General features: G+C 71.8%; 14 protein-coding genes. 9 read left to right on the plus strand and 5 right to left on the minus strand.

What is annotated here, in order from left to right; all coding sequences use genetic code 11:
- Positions 1 to 117: 117 nt before the first annotated feature.
- Positions 118 to 3306, minus strand: coding sequence for a hypothetical protein (locus tag WMF14_RS28290; protein WP_437790972.1), 3189 nt, complete (start codon positions 3304 to 3306; stop codon positions 118 to 120).
- 227 nt (positions 3307 to 3533) lie between these two features.
- Here WMF14_RS28290 and mug point away from each other — a divergent pair, with 227 nt between their 5' ends.
- Positions 3534 to 4046 carry a G/U mismatch-specific DNA glycosylase gene (gene mug / locus WMF14_RS28295; protein ID WP_437331175.1) on the plus strand — a complete coding sequence of 171 codons (513 nt, stop codon included), beginning with the start codon at positions 3534 to 3536 and terminating at the stop codon, positions 4044 to 4046.
- A gap of 222 nt (positions 4047 to 4268) precedes the next feature.
- Here the strand turns inward: mug and WMF14_RS28300 are convergent, their stop codons facing one another.
- A complete protein-coding gene (locus WMF14_RS28300; protein WP_437790974.1) occupies positions 4269 to 4775 on the minus strand; it encodes a hypothetical protein in 507 nt (168 codons plus the stop codon).
- 290 nt (positions 4776 to 5065) lie between these two features.
- On the opposite strand from WMF14_RS28300, the gene WMF14_RS28305 reads away from it, so the two are divergent.
- From WMF14_RS28305 to WMF14_RS28320, 4 genes are all read left to right on the plus strand, one after another.
- Positions 5066 to 7609, plus strand: coding sequence for a PAS domain S-box protein (locus WMF14_RS28305; RefSeq protein WP_437790975.1), 2544 nt, complete (start codon positions 5066 to 5068; stop codon positions 7607 to 7609).
- 129 nt (positions 7610 to 7738) lie between these two features.
- Entirely contained in the window at positions 7739 to 8311 is a 573-nt protein-coding gene (locus WMF14_RS28310) for an OmpA family protein (protein WP_272094017.1), read from the plus strand.
- Positions 8312 to 8669: 358 nt separating this feature from the next.
- A complete protein-coding gene (locus WMF14_RS28315; protein WP_437790977.1) occupies positions 8670 to 9176 on the plus strand; it encodes a YtxH domain-containing protein in 507 nt (168 codons plus the stop codon).
- A 10-nt stretch (positions 9177 to 9186) separates the two neighbouring features.
- The gene (locus tag WMF14_RS28320) at positions 9187 to 9735 is read left to right on the plus strand and encodes a hypothetical protein (RefSeq protein WP_272094019.1); all 549 of its coding nucleotides are present in this window, start codon (positions 9187 to 9189) and stop codon (positions 9733 to 9735) included.
- Between the two features lie 367 nt (positions 9736 to 10102).
- Here WMF14_RS28320 and WMF14_RS28325 read toward each other — a convergent pair whose 3' ends face one another.
- Positions 10103 to 11227 (minus strand): CBS domain-containing protein, encoded by a 1125-nt coding sequence (locus tag WMF14_RS28325; RefSeq protein ID WP_437790978.1) that lies wholly within the window; start codon positions 11225 to 11227, stop codon positions 10103 to 10105.
- A gap of 435 nt (positions 11228 to 11662) precedes the next feature.
- Positions 11663 to 12844: a mechanosensitive ion channel family protein gene (locus WMF14_RS28330; protein WP_437790979.1), complete on the minus strand. Its 1182-nt coding sequence runs from the start codon at positions 12842 to 12844 to the stop codon at positions 11663 to 11665.
- A 407-nt stretch (positions 12845 to 13251) separates the two neighbouring features.
- Here WMF14_RS28330 and WMF14_RS28335 point away from each other — a divergent pair, with 407 nt between their 5' ends.
- The 4 genes from WMF14_RS28335 (at position 13252) to WMF14_RS28350 (ending at position 22262) form a co-directional block, all read left to right on the plus strand.
- Positions 13252 to 13848, plus strand: coding sequence for a hypothetical protein (locus tag WMF14_RS28335; RefSeq protein WP_437790981.1), 597 nt, complete (start codon positions 13252 to 13254; stop codon positions 13846 to 13848).
- 545 nt (positions 13849 to 14393) lie between these two features.
- Positions 14394 to 19421 carry a HAMP domain-containing protein gene (locus WMF14_RS28340; RefSeq protein WP_437790983.1) on the plus strand — a complete coding sequence of 1676 codons (5028 nt, stop codon included), beginning with the start codon at positions 14394 to 14396 and terminating at the stop codon, positions 19419 to 19421.
- A 272-nt stretch (positions 19422 to 19693) separates the two neighbouring features.
- Positions 19694 to 20209 carry a hypothetical protein gene (locus WMF14_RS28345; protein ID WP_437790985.1) on the plus strand — a complete coding sequence of 172 codons (516 nt, stop codon included), beginning with the start codon at positions 19694 to 19696 and terminating at the stop codon, positions 20207 to 20209.
- Positions 20210 to 20393: 184 nt separating this feature from the next.
- Complete coding sequence (locus tag WMF14_RS28350; RefSeq protein ID WP_437790987.1) at positions 20394 to 22262, plus strand: serine/threonine-protein kinase; 1869 nt, start codon at positions 20394 to 20396, stop codon at positions 22260 to 22262.
- 34 nt (positions 22263 to 22296) lie between these two features.
- Here the strand turns inward: WMF14_RS28350 and WMF14_RS28355 are convergent, their stop codons facing one another.
- Positions 22297 to 23430 carry a phospholipase D-like domain-containing protein gene (locus tag WMF14_RS28355; protein WP_437790989.1) on the minus strand — a complete coding sequence of 378 codons (1134 nt, stop codon included), beginning with the start codon at positions 23428 to 23430 and terminating at the stop codon, positions 22297 to 22299.
- Positions 23431 to 23795: the final 365 nt, after the last annotated feature.

Consider the following 23795-nt stretch of genomic DNA (forward strand, 5'->3'; position numbering starts at 1 on the left):
GTGCATTGCAAATGGTGATGGTACCAACCTATCCGTCCGCAGGGCGCATCATTCGTCCGATCCGATCGTGCTCACGGAGCGGTCTTCGGACGAGCTGACCCACATCCACGCCGCGCCTCAGCCGTCCTCGGGCCGCGCGCCCACGGAGCACACGAGGCGCTGGGTCGTCGCCTGCGCTCGCAGCACGCCTTGTCCGGCGCCGGCGCCGCGCCTCTCCTGCCCGCGCGGGGCCGCCCACCGCGCGACCAGCGCCGCGCCCTCCGCGCGCTCACCGCGCCGCCTCGAGTCGGAGGCCGCGAGGTGCAGCGCTTCGAGGCAGACGCGCTCGCGCCCCCAGCGCACTTGCGCGAGGCCCTGGTTCCCGAGCGCGAGCGCGGGCAGCGCCCTCCCATCGAGGCGCAGGGCGCGCTCCGGATCGAGCGCAACGAGCGCGCGCCACGCGCCTTTCAGGGCGCGGCAGCGCGCGTCGCTGGCCGCGGTCAGCGTCGCCCAGGGCGCGAGCGCGACCACCTCGCCCACGGTCCCTCCCATGCGATCCAGCACCGCCGCGCCCGCGATCTCGAGCGCCGAGCCGTCGAGCACCAACACGCCGGCCTCGCCGTCGTCGCGCCACGCGAGGGTCATCGGCCGGCCCCGGAGCTCCTCGCGGTCGAGCGCCACGAGGCGCGCAGGCCGCCGGGGCTCCGGCGTGTGCTCCTCGATGGCCACGCGGCGCCGGAGCTCGCCGAGCACGAGCGCGCGGCCCGGACCGAGCAGGAGACCCGGGGCCCGCCCCGGCGCGGTGTCCGCATAACCTCGGCGCGGCTCGAACGCCGGGAGCGCCCGCGCGCCCTGCGGGCCGAGCAGCAGCTCGCCCGCCTCGGCGAGGACGAGCAGCCCGACCTCGCCGCTCGCGGCGAGCAGCGGCATCGACGCGCTGCGCTTCCCGCGTTGCCCGCCGCTCAGCGCGAGCTCGGTCGCGTTCAGCCGCAGCGCCTCGCCGCGCAGATCGAACGGCGGGAGGTAGAGCACGCTGTGCGTCCGGACCGCCGCGACCTTCGGGTCCCCCTTTCCCGGCGCCGCGGCGCCCTTGCCCGACGCCGCGCCGTTGGGCGGCGCCTCCTCGGGCGCGGCCTCCTCGGCGGGCGGCGCCTCCTCGGCTGGCCGCGCGGCGCGCCCAGGCGCCGGCGCGTCGGCGACGAGCTCGAGCGTCTCGCCATACGACGTCGGCACGGTCCATCGCTCCGAGCCAGCCTCGGGCGCTGCGCCCGGGCGCAGCGCCGGCAGCTCGATCGGCGCGCAGGAGAGCGACGGCAGCGCTGCCGGCGGCTCCTCGATCCGGCCGGCGCCGCCCCCGCAAGCCGCCGTGTCCGCCCCGGCATCGCCCGCGCGGCTGGCCTGCGCCGCCCCGCAGCCGAGGCCCGGCGCGGCGGCGATGGCCGGCGACAGCTCGCCCGCGCCCCAGCCGAGCCGCACCACGCCGCTCAGCGCACACCCGAGCGCGGAGCACCCGCCCTGGAACGACGGCGGCGGCACCGGCGAGCGCCCCGCGGCGCGCCACGTCCGGCCGTGATCGAGCGTCTCGTAGAGCTCCGCGCCGGCCGTGACGAGCACGCCGCGGTCGCCGGTCACCACCATCCCCGCTGGATCCGGCGGCAGGGCGTGCGGCGAGACCGCCCCGTCCTCCGCGATCGTGACGCCCAGGCTCGCCTGCCGGACGGGATCGGGCCACTCGACCGACGACAGCCACCCGTCGACCCCGCCGTCCTCGCGCGCGCGGAAGCGCCTGTCGACGAGCGCCCGTGTCCCGTCGCGCAGGGGCGGCGTCCAGTACCAGCCGGGGAGGTGCCCGCGGAGCTCCACGACCCGCGCGCCCCCCTCGTCGCGGCCCCGCGGCGCCCCGGCCGGCGCTGGCAGCCGCGCGTCTCGCTCGCCCCTCAGCAGCGCGATCGCGCTCCCGTCCCGGCGCGGCGCCCAGCCGACCAGCGTCTGTGACTCGCCGAGCTCGACCGCGTGCTCGACCCAGTCGCCCGGGCCGCGCCGCACGCAGATCCTCGGGTGGATCACGACCTCGCCGTAGCGGCGATCTCGCTCCTCGTCGCTGGCGACCCGCGGCGACGCCGCGCAGCCGCCGACGTAGCCGAGCGCGCCGCCGTCGTCGGCCACGAAGAACCCTTCGTCGCTGAAGGAGCGCTCCATCCGCGGCGCCTCGCCGCGCTCGGAGCGCAGGACGTAGCTGCCGTAGCCGTCGTAATCGTCCCACACGCAGAGGAAGAGCGGCCCGTCCTCCGCGGGCACCGGCGCGCAGCCCAGCCCGTCCGGGAGCCAGCCGGAGAACCGCTCGCGCACCGCGCCCGTGCTCACGTCGATCCGCGCGGCGCCGCCCTCGAACACCCCGAGCGCGGTCCCGTCGGGCAAGAGCGCGCCCGCGGAGACGGCCGCCGCGAGCGGCGCGAGATCGTCGAGGACGAGGGCGTCGCGCGAGGCGGCCTGGGCGCCCGCGAAGCTCAGCTGGAACGACCCGCTCGGCCAGCTCGAGCGGAGGTCGCCGTCGGGCCGACCGAGCGAGCCGTCCGGGAGGACGGCCACGCGCCCGAGCGCCGTGTCGAGCGCGAGCGCATCCGGGGCGACGCTCAGGGCGCGCACGGCGAGCCCGAGCCGCTGGCCGGCATCGATCCACGTCCTGCCGCCGTCCGCCGTCGTCGCGGCGCGGCCGAAGACGTCGAGGCGCGCCGCGCGCGAAGCGTCCAGCGCGGCCAGATCGTGGATGGCCGGCATGTCGAGCGCCCGGCCCCGATCCTCGCCCGGCAGGAGCTCCCGCGGCCCCTGCTCCAGGAAGACCACGACGCCTCGCAGGCCGTTGCGGGCGCCCCGCACCGCGCCGCCGCCGCCGAGCGCCACCTCCGCGAGCGGCCCCGTGAAGCCGCGCGAGCGGAACGCCCTGCGCCGGGTCCAGTGCAGGAAGCCCCCGCCGAGGTGGGGCGCGATCGCGAGCGATCCGACGACGGGGTCGCCGGACGCCCACAGCTCGGCCTCCCACGCCGCCGCGGCGATGCGCCCGTCTCCGCCGAGCTCGATCCGCGCGCCCTCCGTGACGACGCGAGCCGCGACGGCCGCGGCCGGTCCGTCGTGCGTCGCCCGGAACACGCCCTCGGAGAGCGCCTGGAAATAGCGCGCCCCCGCCGGGGCAGCGCTGGCGGCGCCGGTCGCGCCCGGCGCACGCGCGGCCCGAGCAGCCCCCGCGCCGCTCGCCGGGCTCGGCTCGGGCGCACGCGCGCAGGCGGCCGCGAGAATAGCCGAGATCAGACCGAGGGAGCGCACCAGCATCCGGGGAAAGCACGACGGTATCCGTTGTCGCGCCCCCGTCCAGGGTCGATCCACGTCCTCGCCCCCGGCGGCCGCGCCCATCGTCCCCGGCTCCCGCGCTCCTTCAGGCAGCGCCCGTCGTAAGCTGCAGCCGCGGCGCCCTGCGCCCGCCCGGAAAGCCTGTGCACTCCCCTCCCCGACCTCGACGACCCACCCGCGACGAGCTCCTCGCCGCCGCCGGCAAGACGGTGCCGGACGTCATCGCCCCGGACCTCGATGTCCTCTTCTGCGGCATCAACCCGGGCCTTTACACCGCCGCCGTCGGGCACAACTTCGCCCGCCCCGGCAACCGGTTCTGGCCGGCGCTGCACGCCGGCGGGTTCACCGATCGCGTGCTCTCCCCGTTCGAGGAGCGCGAGCTGCTGAAGCTCGGCGTCGGGATCACCAACGTGGTCGAGCGCGCGACCGCGTCGGCGGACGAGCTGTCCGCCGAGGAGCTCGCCGCGGGCGGGCGGCGGCTCGAGGCCACGGTGCGACGCTACCGCCCTCGCTTCCTGGCCGTGCTCGGGATCGGCGCCTACCGAGGCGCGTTCGGCAGGCCTCGCGCCGTGCCCGGCCCCCAGACAGAGACGCTCGGCGCAACGCGGCTCTGGGTGCTGCCGAACCCCAGCGGGCTCAACGCAAGCTATCAGCCGGACAGGCTCGCGGCGATGTTCCGCGCCCTCCACGAGGCGGTCACGTCGACCGGGGCCTCGCCGTGAGCGGCGAACGCGCGCCGACGCCGATCCCCTGAAAGGCAGGGTCCAGCGTACCGTCGCCGCCCCGCGCGACGTGCGTCGTGCCCCGACTCGGCTCCTCCGCTTCAGGCCAGCTCAGCGGCCGCGATGGCCGACAGACAGGCGGTCTCCCGGCGCGCGCTCACGGCGTCGCACGCCGGCGCGCCTACGCGGGCAGCGCGCTCGCGGCGTCGCTCGCCGGCGCGCCTACTCGGGCAGCGCGCTCGCCTCTTCCTGAGGCACCTTCGCGCGCGCCCTGCGGGCCTCTTCCCGGACGGCGGCGAGGCCGGGCGGCCCCTCGGACGATCGCCCGCCGCGGTTGCTCACCGCGGCGAGCCACGCGAACGGCGAGTCCGGCGCGCTCTGCGCGACGAGGAGGACGGCGCGGGACGCGTAACGCGCACAGCCGTCCTCGCACACGGGCAGGACGAGGCGGAGCCCTCCGCCGCCACCTCGGCCCACGAGGGGCGCCACGCGGAGCTCCGCCGGAGGCGGCGACAGCACGGCCATGATCGTGCGCTCCATCAGCTCGACGAACGTCGCTCCAGACATCGCAGGCGGCTCGGATGTCGGCGTCCCCGCGCGGTCCGCCGCGTCGAGCCGGCCTGGCGGGAGCGCGAAGAGCCCCGCTCCGTCGGCCGCCGCAGCCGGCGAAGTCGGCAGCGCGCCCACGAGCGCCCCCACGAATGAAGCCAGCTTGAGTCCGAATCGCATACGTGCTCCCTCTGCGGCACGTCCAGCAGGCCCCATGCCAGCCACGCGCGGCCGCCCGCCCCGTCGCGGCGCCCCATCCAGGACGGTCCGCTCCGCTCGCCGCGCGTGACGGATCGCCACAGCGTGGCGTGCGGAGGCCCGATCCCGCGCGGCCTTGTCGCCGCGCGCCGGAGACGCCGCGGCGAGCCGGAGAGGACTGCTTCGAGCGCGTCGAGCAGGAGAATGGCCCTCGCCGGCCGAGCGCCGCTTTCGCTTGCCAGAAGGTCCGGGCGCCGTTAACCGTCTTCGTCATGCCCGACCGAAAGCCAGGGCTGAGCCCGCTTCAGGTGAAGTCCTCGGTCCCGCCGGGCGCTCCCCTCCCGTCCGCTCCTTCCGAGCCCGTGGCGAGCATTCTGCTCGTCGACGATCACCGCGCCAACCTCCTCGCCCTCGAGGCCGTGCTCGATCCGCTGCGCCAGCGGCTCGTCACCGCGCAATCCGGCGAGGAGGCGCTCGAGCACCTCAACCGCGAGGAGTTCGCGTTGATCCTCATGGACGTGAAGATGCGCGGTATCGACGGCTTCGAGACGGCCGCCCGCGTGAGGGGGCTCGATCGGGCGAGGCACACGCCGATTATCTTCATCTCGGGGCTGCCGGAGGACGAGGACCGACGGTATCGCGGCTATCGCGAGGGCGCGGTCGATTATGTCGTCAAGCCGTTCAATCCCGACATCCTCCGCGCCAAGGTGGCGGTCTTCGTCGAGCTGCACCGGAGGGCCGAGCAGATCAAGCGGCAGGAGGCCGCGCTCCGCCAGCTGGAGCGCCAGGCGAGCGACGAGGTGTTCCGGCGCATCATGGACACCAGCATGATGGGCCTGCTCTTCAGCGACTACGAGGGGCGCGTCATCGAGGCGAACGACTGCTTCCTGTCGATGATCGGCTACACCCGCGAGGACCTCAAGGCGGGGCTGCTCAGCTGGCAGGAGCTCTCCCCGCCGGAGTACGAGCACGTCCACCACGACGCGGTCAACGAGCTGAGCCTCCACGGCGTCACGAAGCAGTTCGAGAAGGAGTACATCCGCAAGGACGGCAAGCGCGTCGCGGTCCTCGTCGGCTCCGCCCGCATCGAGACGCAGCGGCGCAACCTCACCTACGTGCTCGACATCAGCGAGCGCAAGCGCGCCGAGGCCAACGTCAGCCTCCTCGCCGGCGCGGGCGAGATCCTCTCGTCCTCGCTCGACTTCCGCGAGACGCTCGGGCAGCTCGCCCGGCTCGTCGTCCCGCTCCTCGCCGACTGGTGCGCCGTGGACATCCAGGGCCAGGACGGCGCGATCCAGCGCGTCGCCGTCCAGCACACCGACCCTCAGAAGGTGGAGCTCGTCCGCCAGATCGAGCAGATCTATCCTGTCGATCCCGCGGCGAGCCGCGGTGTGCCGAAGGTGCTCCGGACCGGCGAGGCCGAGTGGGCCTCCGAGATCCCGGACTTCCTGCTCGTCGAGAACGCGCGGGACGAGGAGCACCTCCGGATGGCGCGCGAGCTCGGCCTCCGGTCGTACCTGGTGGTGCCGCTGGCGGCGCGCGGCCGCGTCCTCGGCGCGATCACGCTCGCGCACGCCGAGTCGGGCCGGAATTACAGCAAGGCCGACGTGCAGTTCGCCGAGGAGCTCGCCCGGCGCGCCGCCCTCAGCGTCGACAACGCCCTCCTCTTCGAGCGCGAGGTCACCGTGCGCAAGGAGGTCGAGACGCTCGCGGAGGAGCTGAAGCACAGCGAGGCGCAGTTCCGGCTGCTCGCCGAGACCATGCCGCAGCTCGTGTGGACGAACCGCCCGGACGGCCACCACGAGTACTTCAACCGGCGCTGGTACGACTACACGGGGCTCACCGCGGAGGACACCGGCGGCGAGGGCTGGAGCCGGATGATCCACCCCGAGGAGCACGAGCGGGCGATCGAGGCCTTCCGGGAGGCGCTCCGCACGGGCGAGCCGTACGAGAGCCAGTGCCGGCTCCGGCGCGCGGACGGCGTGTACCGCTGGTTCATCGGCCGGGCGGTCGCCGCGCGCGACGGGTCGGGCCGCATCGTCCGCTGGTTCGGCACGTACACGGACATCGACGATCAGAAGCGCGCCGAGGAGGAGCGGCAGCGGCTCGTCCAGGCGCTGGAGCGCAGCAACAAGGAGCTCGATCAGTTCGCGTACGTCACGAGCCACGACCTCAAGGCGCCGCTCAGGGGCATCGCCAACCTCTCGCAGTGGATCGAGGAGGACCTCAACGACAAGATGACGGCGGAGAGCCGCAAGCAGCTCGATCTGCTGCGCGGGCGCGTCCACCGGCTCGAGAACCTCATCGACGGGATCCTGAGCTACTCGCGGGCGGGCCGCGCCCGCGAGAAGCCCGAGGCGATCGACGTCGGCAAGCTCCTCCGGGAGATCATCGAGCTGCTCGCGCCCCCCCCGGAGACGCGTGTCGAGATTGTCCCCGACATGCCCGTCCTCGTCACGGAGCGCGCTCCGCTCCAGCAGACGTTCCTGAACCTGATCGGCAACGCGCTGAAGCACGCCGGGGGCACCGATCCGGAGGTCCGGATCAGCGCGCGCGACGCCGGACCGTTCTGGGAGTTCTCGGTCTCCGACAACGGGGCGGGCATCGCCCCCGAGTACCACGACCGCATCTGGGGCATCTTTCAGACGCTCAAGGCGCGCGACAAGGTCGAGGGCACCGGCATCGGCCTGTCGGTCGTGCAGAAGATCGTCCAGAGCAAGGGCGGGCGCGCCTGGGTCGAGTCCGCCGTCGGCGCCGGCGCCACCTTCCGGTTCACCTGGCCCAAGATCGAGGCCAGAGAGCCTTCATCCCCCTGATGACCCCGCCTCGAGCGCGGGGCGCGGCGCGCGGCGACACGCCTCGATCGCTGGACAGGCACGGAGCTTGAACGACCTCCTCGGAACACAAGGCGGCTCATCACGGCCGACCTCGAAAGGAGGGTTCTCATGCTGTCGATGTCCAACCTGCCCAGGCTCTGCCTTGGCGCGCTTGCGCTCTCGCTGTTCACCGCGTGCGCCGCGGCCCCACCCCCGGAGCAGGCTCACCCCGAGCCGAGGTTGCCCAACCCCGGCCCGGATGGAGTCTACAAGGTCGAATGGCCCGATCTCAGGGAGGGCGAGGATCGGTTCATCGGCCTCACCCTCGGGGCCGACATCGCCGACGTCTGCCGCCTGCCCAAGACGAGCTTCGCCTTCGACTCTGCCGAGCCGCTGCCGCAGGAGCACGTGGAGCTCCGGGCGCTCGTCGACTGCCTGCTCTCCTCGGGCCTCCAGGGCGCGAGGATAGAGCTCGTCGGCCGCGCCGATCCGCGCGGCACCCAGGCGTACAACCAGGATCTCTCGCTCCGCCGCGCCGCGCGGGTGAAGGAGATCCTCGTGAAGGAGGGCATCCCTGCGGATCGCATCACGACGCGCGCGACGGGCGACGCCCAGGCCGTCGGAGCTCAACCGATGTACTCCTATGGCTATGATCGCAGGGTCGACGTCGCGCTGATCGGCGTCGCCCACGCCCCCCGGTGACGCGCGCGCTCGCCCGCTCGGCGGACGCGGCTCGAAGCCCCTGCCGCAGCGGCGCAGCCGCTGGATCTCCCGCTCTCCGCGGGCCTGCTCTCCCCTCTCCTCCCCTCATCCCATTTCTTCCGTTGGCGACGGCGCCGCGCGCCACGGCCCTTGGTTCACGGGCGCTCGTCTCATGGCATGCGTTGCGCCCGAGGCGCGTCACGACAGCTGTGGCGTTTCGTCACGCTCGCGCCACGGCGAGGATGCGCGGCCTCGGAGATAGGCGCTCTGGACGCGAGCTCTCGGTTGGTCCGGGCCCTGCAATGGTTTCCTGACACGAACCGGCGGATGTCGTGTCCGTCACGAGGAGACAAGAGCCATGACGAACCGAATGAGCAACGCGGTGGGGACTGCGAAGGGTGTGGTCGAGTCGGCGGCTTCCGGCGCGGGCGTCGCCGCGACGACGGCCAGGACGACGGCGTTCGACGTCGCGAAGGCGATCGCCGGCGTCGCCGCCACGGTCGGGGCGCTCGGCTTCGACGACGTGCTCGGCTGGGTCGGGCTCGCGCGCAAGCGGAGCCCGCTCACGGCGCTCGGCCTCTTCGGCGCCGGCCTCGCGGTGGGCGCGGGCGTGGCCCTGATGCTCTCGCCGACGTCGGGCGAGGCGCTGCGCCGCGAGCTCCTGACCCGCCTCGACGGCCTGAAGCGCCAGGCGACCCGCGGGGTCGAGCAGGCCGAGCGCAAGGTCCAGGACAAGGTCGGCAACGCGGTCGACGCGGTGAAGGGCGCGGTCACGCCGTCCGACACGAGCTCTGCGAACTCGCATTACGGCATCGAGGGAGCTGGGCTGTCCCACGGCGGCGAGAGCGGCCATCACCTGAGCTGAGGCGCTTGCCGTGTGGCTCGAAGCCATCATCACGCGGGAGGATCTCGCCCAGCTCCTGGGCGAGTTCCTCCCTGTGAAGATCCACCTGGACGACGATGAGACGACCGATCGCTGGCTGTACCTGGGCAAGGCGACCCAGATTGCCCTGGCCGATGACCTGGGCTTACGGGTCACCTGCCCTGCGGAGCTCCAGTGGTCCATCGCGGGCGTCAACCCCACCATCCGGCTCGACGAGCTCAGGGTGCTGATTTGCCCCGAGATCATCGAGAGGAACAAGGGGAACGTCCTTGCGTTCAACGTAGAGCTCGAGGAGGCCGACATCCGCGGCATCCCCTCGATCCTCGATCACACCGTCATGAAGGCGGTCAACGCGGCGCTCGCGAACAAGCGGCCTGAGTGGAACTTCACGAAGACGCTCACGCACACCGTAGGTCTCCCCTCCAACCTCGATCCCATCGAGGGGCTGCACATCGGGGTCGCCTGGGGCAAGCGCCGTATCAGTCAGGACGCGCTCGTGCTCGTGGTCTCCTTCAAGCTCAATTTCGTTCGAGGCGATTGAGCTCCTGAGCTCCGCCTCTCGATTCCCGACGAGCGCCCCGCCCCCCTCTCGGGTTGGCGGGGCGCGTTGCTCGAGCGTCCTTGTGTCCGGAAACACGCTCGCCCCTTACCTCCCGAGCCCGGAGGGGGCCGGGGCATCCCGCCGAGCCCCCCACCATCGGTCGCCAACGTGAACGTTTACGTGGTCGTGAACGTGGTCGTGGTCGTGGTCGTGGTCGTCTACGATAAGCCGTGAACGACCACGACCACGACCACGACCACGTAAACGTTCACGACCGCGACCACGACCACGTAAACGTTCACGACCACGACCACGACTTCGTAAACGTTCGAATGTAGGAGGACGCGGCGCGATGCTTGGTTAACGCCTATGCCGAGCCGACCTGAGGAGCCAGGTGAATCCTCCCGAGCCGCCCCCCCCGCCCGCGCGTGAGCGCGCCCGCGATGTCCGAGTGCTTGACGAGCCCGAGGTAGCTCTCTCCGTCGAAGACGGCGACCACCGGCGTGTTCTTCTCGATCATCTGCCGCCCCACCTCGTTGAGCGGCACGTCCGCCGCCACCCGGGGCAGGTCGCAGCGCATGATCCACGCGATGAACGACCCTTCCTGGCCGGCGGCCAGCGCGCACATGACGTCCGTGCGCGTCACGATCCCGATCACGCGGTCCTCGTAGACGACCGGGAAGTCCGGCTCCTGGCTCGCGAGGATCCGGCGCGCGGCGTCGCCCACGAGCTCGCCAGGCCACAGCTGAACCGCCCTGCCCTCGCTCGGATGTTCTTCGGGCGGCGCCGCGGGCGCCATCACCGCCTGCGCCGCGCTCCACTCCCGCCGCGCCTCCACGAAGAGGAGCGCCGACACCGCGGCCACGACGAGCTGACCGCCGAACAGGCCCATGAAGAACAGCACCGCCGCTGCCGCTTGCCCGAGCGCCGCCGTCATCGACGTCGCGAGCCAGGCGCCGGTGAGCGGCGAGAGCGCCTCGCGCAGCGCGCGCCCCCCCTCGAGCGGCAGCGCCGGCAGCAGGCCGAGCAGCGCAATCCCCAGGTTCGCGCTGGCGATCCACACGATCGCGGCCTCGCGCGACGGCGCTTCGGCGGCCTGAAGAGCCGACATCCACCCGAGCTCGCCCGCCCCGCGCTGGGCCTCGACGGCCAGCGCGAAGAGCGCCGCGAGGGCCACGTTCGCCGCGAGGCCGAGCGCGCGGCCCTGCGCCCGCCCCCCAGAAGGACGCGACCGGAGGGCGATCGGGCCGAGCGGCGAGAGCTGGACCTCCCGCAGCCTCAGCCCGAGCAGCCTCGCCACGATCCCATGCACGAGCGCTTGCAGCGCCGCGCACCCGAGCAGCGCCGAGCCCAGCGCGCAGCCGAAGAGCGCGCCGCTCCACCCGTGCCGCGCCCCCCACTGGAGCGCCCCGATCGGGAGCAGCAGGCCGAACGCCGCGTGCGCAAACACATCAACACCGCCGAGCCGTGTGATCCTGATGACCGACTTCATGGTGTCTTGCTCCTGGGGTTCCCGCGCAGGCACCTGCACATGGCGGGAGGCGCAGTTCCGACGTGCCACTGCCTCCTCCCCCGGGGCGTGGCGAACACCTCGTCGCGCGATCGACGGCTCGGCTGACGGGCACTTGTCCCAGATCTTTCTGATTTTACTGCAAATCACATGCCGGTTTCCTGCGCCTCGCTTGCAAGGGAGCGGCGCGCGGAGCCACTCCTGGCGGTCAGAGCGGGCGCGACTGGCCTGAAGGGCTATTCCGCGGCGTTGGTGGTCTCATCATCGCGTCAACATCGCGCCCACCGAGGCGGAGCGCCTGCGGCAGAGCCTGGACGGGCCTGCGGCGCACCCGAGGGCGCAGCGGATGCGCCGGGCTCATCGCACCTCGCCTGAACGCCGCGGTGTGGCGTTCCGCGACATGGTGGGCGCATACCGTCACGGCGCCGCATCGGGTAGCCTGTCGCCCGCTCCAGCCCGACGTGTGCGGCCCGAGGCCGGAGCACGACCCTCCGCCGCTTCCATGACAGAGGAGGTCCGGGTCAAACGCTCCTGCGGCAGGTACGCACCACTCTCGAGCTCCTGGACCCAGCGGAGCATCTCCTCGCGAAGCCAGCACCGCAGATCGAACAGCTGCCCAGGATCGCGCGCCGAGACGAGCAAACGCACCTCGATCGTGCGCTCTGTCACATTCGTGACTTGAACCGCCTTCACGCGCTTGTCCCAGAGCTCGCTGCTCGGGAGGATCGACTCGAAGTGCCGCCGCAGGGCGTCCACCGGGGTCCGGTAATCCACGTAGAGCTCGACGGTGCCCAGCTTCTCCGACCCGTGCTTCGTCCAGTTCTGAAACGACTGGTCCAGGAGCCTGGCCGTCGGGACGATGAGCCGCCGCTCGTCCCAGATCTTCACGACCACGTGGGTCAGCCGGATCTCCTCGATCGTCCCGAACTCGCCGTCCACCACGACCTTGTCGCCGAGGTCGATGGGGCGGGTGAACAGGATGTGGAGGCCCGACAGGATCGCGCCGACCGGCTTCTGCGCCGCGAGGCCGAGCACGACGCCGGCGATGCCGGCCGACGCCAGCAGCGAGACGCCGACGTTCCTCACCGCCTCGAAGTTCATGAGCACGAGCGCGCCCGCCACGATCACGATGAGCACCCGCGCGACCCGCTCGAGCACGCGAGCCTGGGTGCGCAGCCCGCGGGACGACTCGCTCCCCTCCTTGAGATGACGCACGGCGCGCGCGTCCAGCACCTCCGTAAGGATCCCCACGATGCGCATCAGGAGCCACGCCACTCCGCCGATGAACAGCGCCGAGAGGAGCGACCGCAGATCGGTCACGAGGCCCTGGCCGATCCGCGTGAGCTTGGCGAGGCCGGCTGTCAGGACGACCCCGAGACAAAGGGTCACGGGGCCGATTGCCGCGTCGAGTGTCTTTTCGTCCCACGGCGTCGCAGTCCGTCGCGCGACGAGCGAACCGCCGCGTCGGAAGACGCCCGCGGCGATCCGAGCGAGCCCGAAGCCGACCGGAACGCTCGCCGCGACGATCACCCACGGCCACACTCCATCACCCGGGATCCCCAGCCGGGCGCCGAGCGATTCAAAGTTCGAGTTCTGCATGCGTCCACTCCTTCACCAGCGCACCAGCGCCGCGCGCGCCTCCGTGATCTGGAGCCCCGGGGTCACAGCCCTCCCCGCCGCGCTCTGGAGAGCGGCGGGGAGGGCTGTGACCGAGCGAGGCGCGGCGGGCTCATCCATCGTGTGTGCGGCGTCCCCACGGCACAGGGCGTGCCGCCGGACCCTCCCCCGCGTGTCCAGCCGGATCTCCGTCGCTCGCCGAGCAGAGCTCGCGAGGACGGATGGAGGCGCGCGCGCCCCGCTGCGGCGATCCGCACCAGCGCCGCTCGACCCCGCTCGGTGCGTGCGACCGACCCGAGCGGCGCGGCATGCTGTGTGCACGCTGGATCTGCAGCGGAGCCGACGGGGCGTCGAGATCGGCTGAAGAAACGCGGCAAAAGGACTCGTTTATGTCAGAGCGCAGAAGCCAGGTCGATGATTTCACTCGGCTCACCGAGGAGGATTTCACGCGGCTCACCGAGGAGACGGAGCGGCTCGCGAAGCACGTCGAGGACCTCCGGCACCGGATCGCCGCGACGACCGCGAAGCGCCGCGCGTCCTCCGGTACGCTCCCTGCGCAGAGCGCCGCCCCGTTCACGCCGCCGCACGGGTCCCCCTTGGAGCGGACGCACAACGCGACCCCGGAGCGGCCGTGCGACGCCGCCCAAGAGCCGCCGTATGACGCCGCCCAAGAGCGGCCGTATGACGGGTCGCCGGAGCGGCCGTATGACGCCGCCCAGGAGCGGACGCACGACGCGGCATCGGAGCGGCCGCTCCGCGGAGCGACGGAGAGGCCGCCCCCCCGTCACTCTCCCTTTCCCGAGCGCACCTCGTGCCTCGCGAACGTGTCGCGGTGGCTGCCGCCGCTCAGGACCGGGAGAGACGCCATGGAGTCGGGCGTCCATGAGAGGGTGGGAGAGGCAGGGCGTTACAGCATCATCACGCCGCGCAACAAGCCGAGCGATCTCCCGACGAGGCGCCGCTCGCCCAAGTCCGACGTGGCCTGAGGCGCCGACTCGGAGGGTAGCCGCGCCGGCGCGGGGGGCCCCTGCCCCGGTGTGCCGCCGCGGCTTCACGCGCGCGCTCGGCCCGATAGAACGCGGCGAACACGCGCGCCTTGCGCGCCGCACGCGCGGCCTGCACACGCGCGCCCTGCGCTGCGCGTGGCGCGAAGCTTGCGCGGCTGAGCGCCTGCGGTGTAATACGAACACATGCTGCTGCGGTGGGAGCAGAAGCGCATGGCCGACGTGCCATGAAGCCTGAACCCGAGGGGATCCCGACGGCCCGCTCGCGGTTGGGCAGCGAGGGCCCCGGTCCTCGGCGGCGGGAAGCGTCGCGCGGCGCCCGAGCGCAGCGTCCATCGATGAGACCGCCGACCAGGCGAGAGGGCCTGTCCTCCTGTGGTCCTCTCGCGCGGCGCCCTGGGATCACGCCGGGGCGCCTGGTCCGACGGCCTCCAGCGCTCCGGAGCCCCTCCGCGCCCGGGACGCGCGCTCATTTCCCTTTTTGACCGATCGGTCCTGTCCGCAGGCGGGACCAGGAGAACAGCGGCATGGAGCAGCGAAGCGACCTCGACAAGGCGGCCCGCAAGGCCAGAGCCGGCAATGGCAAGAGCAAGAAGGCCGCGTCCGGGGACGGGCTGGACGGCGCCGCGCGCGCGGCGAAGGCCCGCCCGGCCGAGCGCCCCCGCGCCGCCGCGCCGCTCGAGAGCGACAGGCTCGATCGGCGGACGCTGCTGATGGCGCTGACCGGCCTGAAGAAGGGCGATTTCTCGGTGCGGCTGCCCGTCCACTGGCTCGGGCTCGACGGGAAGATCGCCGACACGTTCAACGATGTCGTCGAGCGCAACGAGAAGCTCGCCAAGGAGCTCGACCGCCTGAGCCGCGCGGTGGGCAAGGAGGGCAAGCTCTCGCAGCGTGCCTTCATCGGCGAGGTGAGCGGCGCGTGGGCCGACGAGATCGGGTGCATCAACGCGCTGATCGGCGATCTCGTCCACCCCACCGCCGAGACGGCGCGCGTCATCGGCGCCGTGGCCAAGGGCGATCTCTCGCAGACGATGGCCCTCGAGGTGGACGGCAGGCCGCTCGACGGCGAGTTCCTGCGGACCGCCAAGACGGTCAACACGATGGTCGAGCAGCTCGGCTCCTTCGCCTCCGAGGTCATCCGCGTCGCCCGCGAGGTCGGCACCGAGGGGAAGCTCGGCGGGCAGGCCGACGTCCGCGGCGTCGCCGGCAGCTGGAAGGACCTCACCGATTCCGTCAACTCGATGGCCGGCAACCTCACCTCCCAGGTGCGCAACATCGCCGCCGTCACCACCGCCGTCGCCACGGGCGATCTCTCGAAGAAGATCACCGTCGACGTGAAGGGCGAGATCCTCGAGCTCAAGGACACCATCAACACGATGGTCGATCAGCTCCGCTCCTTCGCCTCCGAGGTCACCCGCGTCGCCCGCGAGGTCGGCACCGAGGGCAAGCTCGGCGGACAGGCCGACGTCCGCGGCGTCGCCGGCACCTGGAAGGACCTCACCGATTCCGTCAACTCGATGGCCGGCAACCTTACCTCCCAGGTGCGCAACATCGCCGCCGTCACCACCGCCGTCGCCAACGGCGATCTCTCGAAGAAGATCACCGTCGATGTGAAGGGCGAGATCCTGGAGCTCAAGAACACCATCAACACGATGGTCGACCAGCTCAACTCCTTCGCCTCCGAGGTCACCCGCGTCGCCCGCGAGGTCGGCACCGAGGGCAAGCTCGGCGGGCAGGCCGACGTCCGCGGCGTCGCCGGCACCTGGAAGGACCTCACCGACTCCGTCAACTCGATGGCGTCGAACCTCACGGCCCAGGTCCGCAACATCGCGACCGTCACCACCGCCGTCGCCAAGGGGGATCTCTCGAAGAAGATCACCGTCGACGTGAAGGGCGAGATCCTGGAGCTCAAGAACACCATCAACACGATGGTCGACCAGCTCAACTCCTTCGCCTCCGAGGTCACCCGCGTCGCCCGCGAGGTCGGCACCGAGGGGAAGCTCGGCGGGCAGGCCGACGTCCGCGGCGTCGCCGGCACCTGGAAGGACCTCACCGACTCCGTCAACTCGATGGCCGGCAACCTCACCTCCCAGGTGCGCAACATCGCCGCCGTCACCACCGCCGTCGCCAACGGCGATCTCTCCGAGAAGATCACCGTCGACGTGAAGGGCGAGATCCTGGAGCTCAAGAACACCATCAACACGATGGTCGATCAGCTCCGCTCCTTCGCCTCCGAGGTCACCCGCGTCGCCCGCGAGGTCGGCACCGAGGGCAAGCTCGGCGGACAGGCCGACGTCCGCGGCGTCGCCGGCACCTGGAAGGACCTCACCGACAACGTGAACTCGATGGCCGGCAACCTGACGAACCAGGTGCGCGGCATCGCCAAGGTGGTGACCGCGGTCGCCAACGGCGATCTCAAGCGCAAGCTGGTCGTCGACGCCAAGGGGGAGATCGCCGCGCTCGCGGACACGATCAACGGCATGATCGAGACGCTCGCGACGTTCGCGGATCAGGTGACGACGGTGGCGCGCGAGGTCGGCGTCGAGGGCAAGCTCGGCGGGCAGGCGAGCGTGCCCGGCGCGGCCGGCACGTGGAAGGACCTCACCGACAACGTGAACCAGCTCGCGGCGAACCTCACCACGCAGGTGCGCGCGATCGCCGAGGTCGCCACCGCCGTGACCAAGGGCGATCTCACCCGGTCCATCAAGGTCGAGGCGCAGGGCGAGGTCGCCGCGCTGAAGGACAACATCAATGAGATGATCCGGAACCTCAAGGACACGACGCTGAAGAACAGCGAGACGGACTGGCTCAAGAGCAACCTCGCCAAGTTCTCGCGCATGCTCCAGGGGCAGAAGGATCTGCTCACCGTCGGCCGGAGGATCCTGTCCGAGCTCGCCACCGTCGTCACGGCGCAGCAGGGCGTCTTTTACATCATGGATGCCTCCCGCGAGGAGCCCGTCCTGAAGCTACTCGCGAGCTACGCGTTCAAGGAGCGCAAGCACGTCGACAACCAGTTCAAGCTGGGCGAGGGGCTCGTCGGGCAGTGCGCGCTCGAGAAGGAGAAGATCCTCCTCGTCAACGCGCCCCACGATTACATCACGATCACGAGCGGCCTCGGCGACGCGCCTCCGGTCAACATCATCGTGATGCCCGTGCTCTTCGAGGGGCAGGTGAAGGCCGTCATCGAGCTCGCGTCGCTCGAGCGCTTCAGCCCCACCCACCAGGCGTTCCTCGACCAGCTCACCGAGTCGATCGGCATCGTGCTCAACACGATCGAGGCCAACATGCGCACCGAGGACCTGCTCAAGCAGTCCCAGTCGCTGGCCCGCGAGCTCCAGAGCCAGCAGGAGGAGCTCCAGGAGACGAACGCCGCGCTCGGCGAGAAGGCGCGGCTCCTGGCCGAGCAGAACGTGGAGGTCGAGCGGAAGAACCACGAGGTGGAGCAGGCCCGCCAGGCCCTCGAGGAGAAGGCGCGTCAGCTCGCCCTCACGTCCAAGTACAAGTCGGAGTTCATGGCCAACATGTCCCATGAGCTCAGGACCCCGCTGAACAGCCTGCTCATCCTGTCGGACCAGCTCTCCAGGAACAACGACCAGAACCTCACCGCGAGGCAGGTCGAGTACGCGAAGACGATCCACGCTTCAGGCACCGATCTCCTGGGGCTCATCAACGACATCCTGGATCTCACGAAGATCGAGTCGGGCACCGTCGTCGTCGACGTCGGGGAGATCAGCTTCACGGACCTCTCGGACTACGTGCGCCGCACGTTCCGGCACGTCGCCGAGGCGAAGAAGCTCGATTTCGAGCTCTCCTTCTCGTCGACGCTGCCGACGTCGATGTCCACCGACGCGAAGCGGCTGCAGCAGGTGATCAAGAACCTGCTCTCCAACGCCTTCAAGTTCACCGAGCGCGGCAAGGTGGTCCTGGAGGTGACAGTGGCCCGCAGCGGCTGGAGCCGTGAGAACGATGTGCTCAACCGGTCCGACGCTGTGATCGCCCTCTCCGTCCACGACACAGGGATCGGGATCGCGCCGGACAAACAGCAGATCGTCTTCGAGGCGTTCCAGCAGGCGGACGGCAGCACGAGCCGCAAGTACGGCGGCACCGGGCTCGGGCTCGCGATCAGCCGGGAGATCGCGGGGATGCTGGGCGGCGAGCTCACCCTGGTCAGCGCGCCGGGGCGCGGCAGCACGTTCACGCTCTACCTGCCGCGCACCTTCCGGCCCGTGCGGGCGGCGCGGCGGCAGCCGACACACGTCCTCGACGCGCCGCCGTCCGTCGATGATGCCGTCCACAGCAGCCGGCCGTCGGATCGCACGTCCGCGAGCGCGGACGTCCAGATCATCGACGACAGCGAGAGCGTCCGCCCTGGCGACCGCGCGATCCTGATCGTCGAGAACGACACGGTGTTCGCCCGCTTCCTCGTGGATGTCGCGCGGGAGCACGGCTTCAAGGCGGTCGTCGCGCTCCGCAGCGCGACCGCGCTCTCGCTGGTGCGAGAGATCGAGCCGGCGGCGATCACGCTGGACATCAACATGCCCGACGTCGACGGGTGGCGCGTGCTCGACGGCCTGAAGCGCGACCTCTCGGCGCGGCACATCCCGGTCCAGGTGATCACGACAGAGACGGAGGAGGAGCGGAGCCGCGCGCGGCGGATGGGCGCGGTGGGCCTGCTCAACAAGCCGCTCAGCAGCAGGACGGCGCTCGACGAGGCGTTCGCGCGGCTCGCCGGGCTGATCGACTCGCCGCGGCGCCGGCTGCTCGTCGCCGCGCCGGACGAGGCTTCCTTCGCCTCGGCGACCGAGCTGCTCGGGGACGAGGAGGTCACGGTCGCCGGCGCGACGACGGCCCAGGAGGCGCTCGACGCGCTCGATCGCGAGGCGTTCGACGCGATCGTGATCGATCTGCACCTGCCGGACATGCCCGGCCTCGAGCTCATCGAGCGCCTCGATCGCGCGGGGCGCTTCGCCGATCTCACGGCCATCGTGTACGCGCCGGCCGGCGTGGCCGGGGACGACGAGGCGCGCCTCTCCCGGCTGGCGCAGAGGCTGCCCGTGAAGCCTGTCCAGTCGAGAGAGCGCCTGCTCGACGAGCTTACGCTCGCGCTGCACCGCCGGCTCTCGGACCTGCCGGAGCAGACGCGGCTCATCGTGGAGCAGCTCCACGAGTCGGCAACCACGCTCTCCGGCAAATGTGCGCTGATCGTCGACGACGATTTCCGCAACATCTACGCGCTGAAGACCGTCCTCGAGAGCTACGGGATGACCACCCTCACCGCCGACACGGGAAAGGCCGCCATCGAGCGCCTGGGGAGCACGAGCGGGATCGACGTCGTGCTCATGGACATCATGATGCCGGAGATGGACGGATACGACACGATCCGCGCGATCCGCAAACAGCCGGCATTCCAGACGCTACCGATCATCGCCGTCACGGCGAGGGCGATGAAAGGCGACCGGGAGAAGTGCCTGGAGGCGGGCGCGACCGACTACACCTCGAAGCCGGTCGACACGGAGCAGCTGCTGGCGCAGCTCCGCATCTGGCTGCATCGCTGAGCTCGCTTCACCTCGCGTCACCGCCGCTCCCACACAACGCCCCGAGATCACTCCCGAGCACGTCCGTCGGTTTCGTCTGCGCTGCAACGACGCCTCAGTGTGGCGCACCTGCGCAAGATCTTGCGCGGCACACGGGCCGTCGACAGCGCAAAATACCGAGCATTTTCCGCATTTTCTTTTGGCATACCGCCTGCTGTAGCAACGCAGCGATGTGGGATTCCAGAATACAGGCAAGGCGCGCGAGAGGATGTTCGTCGGGAAAGGAGCTGTAGGTGAGGGCAAAGCTGGTGACCGGTCTCGTCAGGACCTGGTCGGACGCCGAGAGGTCGGTCGAGCGCGTGATGAGCTGCGGATACACGCGTGACGCCATCAGCCTTGTCATGAGCGATGGGGAACGCGACCAGCGCGCCGCGGGCGGAAACGCCGGCGCGGCGGCGGACGTCGGCGGGGCGGCGGGGTCGGCCTCGGCCGCGCTCGCGGTGCTCGGCACGAGCGTGGCGTTCCCTGGCCTGGGGCTCGTGGCGGCGGGGCCCATCAAGGCTGCGCTCGCCGGCGCCGGCGCGGGCGGCGCGGCCGGCGGGCTCGTCGATGCGCTCGTCGACGCCGGCATCCCCGAGCACCGCGCGAGCATCTACGACAGCGGCCTGCGACAAGGCGCGATCCTCGTGGGCGTAATGGCTTCCTCCGAGCGAGATGCAGAGATCCTGGAATTGATCCTCGAGTATGCCGGCGCCGAGGACGTCCGGAGCGAGAGCTCGCAGCGGCGTCCTTACGACAGCTTCATCTGAGCGCTCGCTGGAAAGCGAAAGGCACGTGGCAACTTGCCTCGCTGAGGCGCGCTGCCGCTGACGCGCCCGTGCAGGGGTTCAGGAGCTCCCCGAGCGGATCGCCTGGCACAGGCGATGCTCCAGACTCGGCGCGTGCCGTCGCGTGGCGAGCGGCGGATGGCCGGAGCACACGGCAGGAGACCGCATGTCGAGCAACATGACCCAGGCGTTCGATCACACCTCAGGGGAATGCTTCGAGGTCGGCACGGTGGTGGGCGACAAGTATCAGCTCCTCCGCAAAGCGGGAGAGGGCGCGATGGGGTCTGTCTGGGTCGCCATGAACACGGCGCTCGAGGCCAATGTGGCCATCAAGGTGCTGCGGCCGGAGATGCGCTCTCCCGCGATCGCCGAGCGCCTGCTGCGTGAGGCGCGGGCCGCGGCGAAGCTCAGCCACCCCGGGATCGTGCGTGTCTTCGATCTCGGCAAGACCGCGGGCGGCACCCCGTACATCGTGATGGAGCTCCTGGAGGGCGAGGCCCTCCGGGACGTGCTCTGCCGCGAGCACCGGCTCGCTCCCGAGGTGGCGGTCTCCATCCTGCTGCCGGTCGCGAGCGCGATGCACGCGGCCCACGAGCGGGGCATCGTTCACCGGGATCTCAAGCCGGACAACGTGATGCTCGCGAATCAGGGCGACGGGCGGATAAGGCCCAAGGTCGTCGATTTCGGGATCGCGAAGGTGACGTGGACCGAGCCCGAGTCCGGATCGACGGGCGCGGCCGTGATCGGGACTCCGCAGTACATGCCGCCGGAGCAGGCGCTGGGGCAGGGCCACATCGATCATCGCGCGGACGTCTGGGCGCTCTGCACGATGCTGTACGAGGTGATCGCGGGCGAGACGCCGTATGCGGGGGAGCACGGGTTCGGGACGCTGCGCGCGATCATCCAGGATCCGGTGCGCTCGCTCGTCGAGCGGTGCGGCTCGGACCCGGCGCTGTGGTCGATCATCGAGCGCGGGCTGCGCAAGGATCCGGCGGATCGCTGGGGGAGCATGCGCGAGCTCGGCGGCGCGCTCGCGACGTGGCTCGTATCGAGGGGTGTCTCGGAGGACGTGAGCGGCGCGTCGCTGCGCGCGCAATGGCTGGAGGAGCGGGCCAGCCAGATCCCGTCGCCGTCGCCGCGACAGATGGCGGTGAGCTCGGCGCCGACGCTGCACTCGCGCCGCGCGGAGGACTCCCTGGAGCTGCAGCTGCCCCTGACGGCCGCGCCGAGGGCGCCGGGGGCGGCGGAGCGCAAGGGGATCGAGGAGAGCGGAGAGCGCGCGTGGTCCGAGGCGACAGCGATGGTGAATCTGCCGGGGGCGGCGCCTCCGTCGCCGCGATCCTCGTGGCGGGAGCGCTTTCCGCTCCGCGCCGTCGCGGCGGCCGGGCTCGTGGCCCTGGCGGGAGCGGGGGTGTGGAGCGTCGCGCTGGGCACGACGGGTAGCGCGGTCGAGTCGACGCTGGCGCCGCCGGTCGAGCCCGTGGCGGTGATCGCCGCTGCGCCGTCTCCGGCGCAGCCAGCGCTAGAGGCGATCTCCCGTTCGGCCGGCGTGGCGCCCGGGAGCGTGGCGCCGCCGGCCGGGCCCCCGGTACCGCGCCCGGCGCGCGCTCTGAAGGCCACGGTCCCCGCGCCTGCGACGCCGGCCGCGGCAGCGCGGACTGCGACCGCCGCGCCGGCGGCGAGCGCGCCCGCCGCGACCGGGAAGCCGCCGGCGGCAGCGGCGGGCGCGCCGCCCGGGTCATCCGGGCCCAACACAGGCGCGGAGGCGCCTGCCCCGCCTGCACAGCCGGTGTCCGCCGGCTCGGCGCCGGTGCCGGGGAGCGCCGCCTGTTCGGCTGGCGGAGGCCGGGAAGGGGGGGAAGCGGCCTGCCCGCCGGCCGCCGAGGCGTCGGCGAGCGCCGCGGAGGTCTATGATGACGCCGGGGCGGCCGAGAAGGAGCCCGCCGTCCACCGTGCGGCGCCCACCGAGGAGGCGCCGCCGTCCGCGGATGCCGGCGCAGCGGAGGGCTCTTCGAGCGCTCCAGCGGCGCCGTAGCGGCCCGATGCCGCCCCGGCGGGCGGGGCTGGAGCTAGACGCCGAGCGCCCGCAGGAACCCGCCGTCGCACTCGGCGTCGGGGAGCGCGCCTCCCCGGCGCACGCCCGCATGGCGAGGCTCCAGCAGGTCGAGGCCGAAGCTCCACAGCGCGTTGCGCGCCTGCGCGAAGAGGCCCTGCCTGGGCAGGTTGTCGAGGCGCACGGCCTCGCTCCGCCCGAGGTCCTGCTCGAACAGGTGGGCCGTGTCCCTCACGAAGGCGGGTTGCTTCACGATGAGGTTCGCCTCGCTCACCCACCTCAGGCTCGTCGGGTTCACGTTGAAGGTCCCCACCGTCGCCCAGTCGTCGTCGATCACCGCGAGCTTCGCGTGGAGCATCGACGGGAGGAACTCGTGGATCTGGAGCCCGTTCTCCAGCCATGACGTGTACCGCGCGAGGCTCGCGTGGCGGATGGCCGGGAGGTCGGAGTCGCGCGGCACGATGATCTTCACGTCGATCCCGCGGCGGGCGGCGTCGATGAGCTCGCGCTCGAGCCCGCGGGGAGGGCAGAAATACGCGTTCTCGATCCACACCCGCCGCCGCGCCGCGCGCACCCGCGCGAGGTGGCGCTCGTAGATGACCGCGGGCGGCGTGGGCGCGTCGGTGATGAACTCCACGTCGTCGTAGACGCCGCCCGTCCAGTAATCGAAGGACCGCCCCGCGGCCTCGTCGGCGAGCATCCAGCGGCACTCGAACGCCCGCGCCATGTCGGTCACGCAGGGCCCCATCACCCGGCTACAGACCTCGTGCCAGCCGTCGCCGCCCTCGTCGCGCGGCAGCCACTCGTCGGCCCACGCAGCGCCGCCGACGTACCCGGCGCCGTCGATCACCACGATGCGCGAGTGCTCCCGCGGGAACAGGGCGCCCCCGCGGAGTATGGCGCCCAGCGGCCTGTAGGCGCGGGCGCGGATGCCGCGGGCCCTCATGTCCTCGAAGAACGCCGCCGGCGTCGTGTGGCTGCCGAGCGCGTCGTACAGGAGCCGGACATCCACGCCGCGCCGCGCGGCGCTCGCGAAGGCGTCGGCGAAGCGACGGCCCATGAGATCGTTGCGGTAGATGTACGTGGAGATCCAGATCCGCTCCCGGGCACGCGCAATGTCATCGAGGAGCGACTCGAGCACCCATTTCATCCCCGGGAGGAGGCGCGTCGTGTGGAGAGCGCCCCCTGCCGCAGCGCGACCGGTGCTGGAGTCCGCCCTGGAGCCTGGAAACGTCGGCGCCGAGCAGGTCATGTCGAGTCCCGAACGCCGGGCGGCTGCAGCTCGATTGCCACAGCGGCCCGCGCGTCCTCACCACCGTGGCTCAAGCAGCCGGTGTGCCACGTCGCCAAGGCGCGAGCGCGCAGGGATGTCCGCAGGAGAAGGCTCACCACGTGGCAAAGTGCCACGCGCGTGGCGCCGGTGAGGCGACCGGTCTCTCCGGCGCATCGCTGTCCTCGCGGGCTTCGCAGGCGGGCCACGCGCGCGCGAGCGGGCCGCGGCACCAGTCTTGAACG

The organism is Sorangium sp. So ce693, assembly GCF_051521375.1.
Lineage (GTDB): Bacteria > Myxococcota_A > Polyangia > Polyangiales > Polyangiaceae > Sorangium > Sorangium atrum.

Coding starts and splice junctions, on each gene's coding strand:
- WMF14_RS28350 (WP_437790987.1), top strand. CDS start 20,394: ATGTCGAGCAACATGACCCAGGCGTTCGATCACACCTCAGGGGAATGC.
- WMF14_RS28290 (WP_437790972.1), bottom strand. CDS start 3,306: ATGCTGGTGCGCTCCCTCGGTCTGATCTCGGCTATTCTCGCGGCCGCC.
- WMF14_RS28310 (WP_272094017.1), top strand. CDS start 7,739: ATGCTGTCGATGTCCAACCTGCCCAGGCTCTGCCTTGGCGCGCTTGCG.
- WMF14_RS28315 (WP_437790977.1), top strand. CDS start 8,670: ATGACGAACCGAATGAGCAACGCGGTGGGGACTGCGAAGGGTGTGGTC.
- WMF14_RS28340 (WP_437790983.1), top strand. CDS start 14,394: ATGGAGCAGCGAAGCGACCTCGACAAGGCGGCCCGCAAGGCCAGAGCC.
- WMF14_RS28305 (WP_437790975.1), top strand. CDS start 5,066: ATGCCCGACCGAAAGCCAGGGCTGAGCCCGCTTCAGGTGAAGTCCTCG.
- WMF14_RS28355 (WP_437790989.1), bottom strand. CDS start 23,430: ATGAAATGGGTGCTCGAGTCGCTCCTCGATGACATTGCGCGTGCCCGG.
- WMF14_RS28300 (WP_437790974.1), bottom strand. CDS start 4,775: ATGCGATTCGGACTCAAGCTGGCTTCATTCGTGGGGGCGCTCGTGGGC.
- WMF14_RS28330 (WP_437790979.1), bottom strand. CDS start 12,844: ATGCAGAACTCGAACTTTGAATCGCTCGGCGCCCGGCTGGGGATCCCG.
- WMF14_RS28325 (WP_437790978.1), bottom strand. CDS start 11,227: ATGAAGTCGGTCATCAGGATCACACGGCTCGGCGGTGTTGATGTGTTT.
- WMF14_RS28335 (WP_437790981.1), top strand. CDS start 13,252: ATGTCAGAGCGCAGAAGCCAGGTCGATGATTTCACTCGGCTCACCGAG.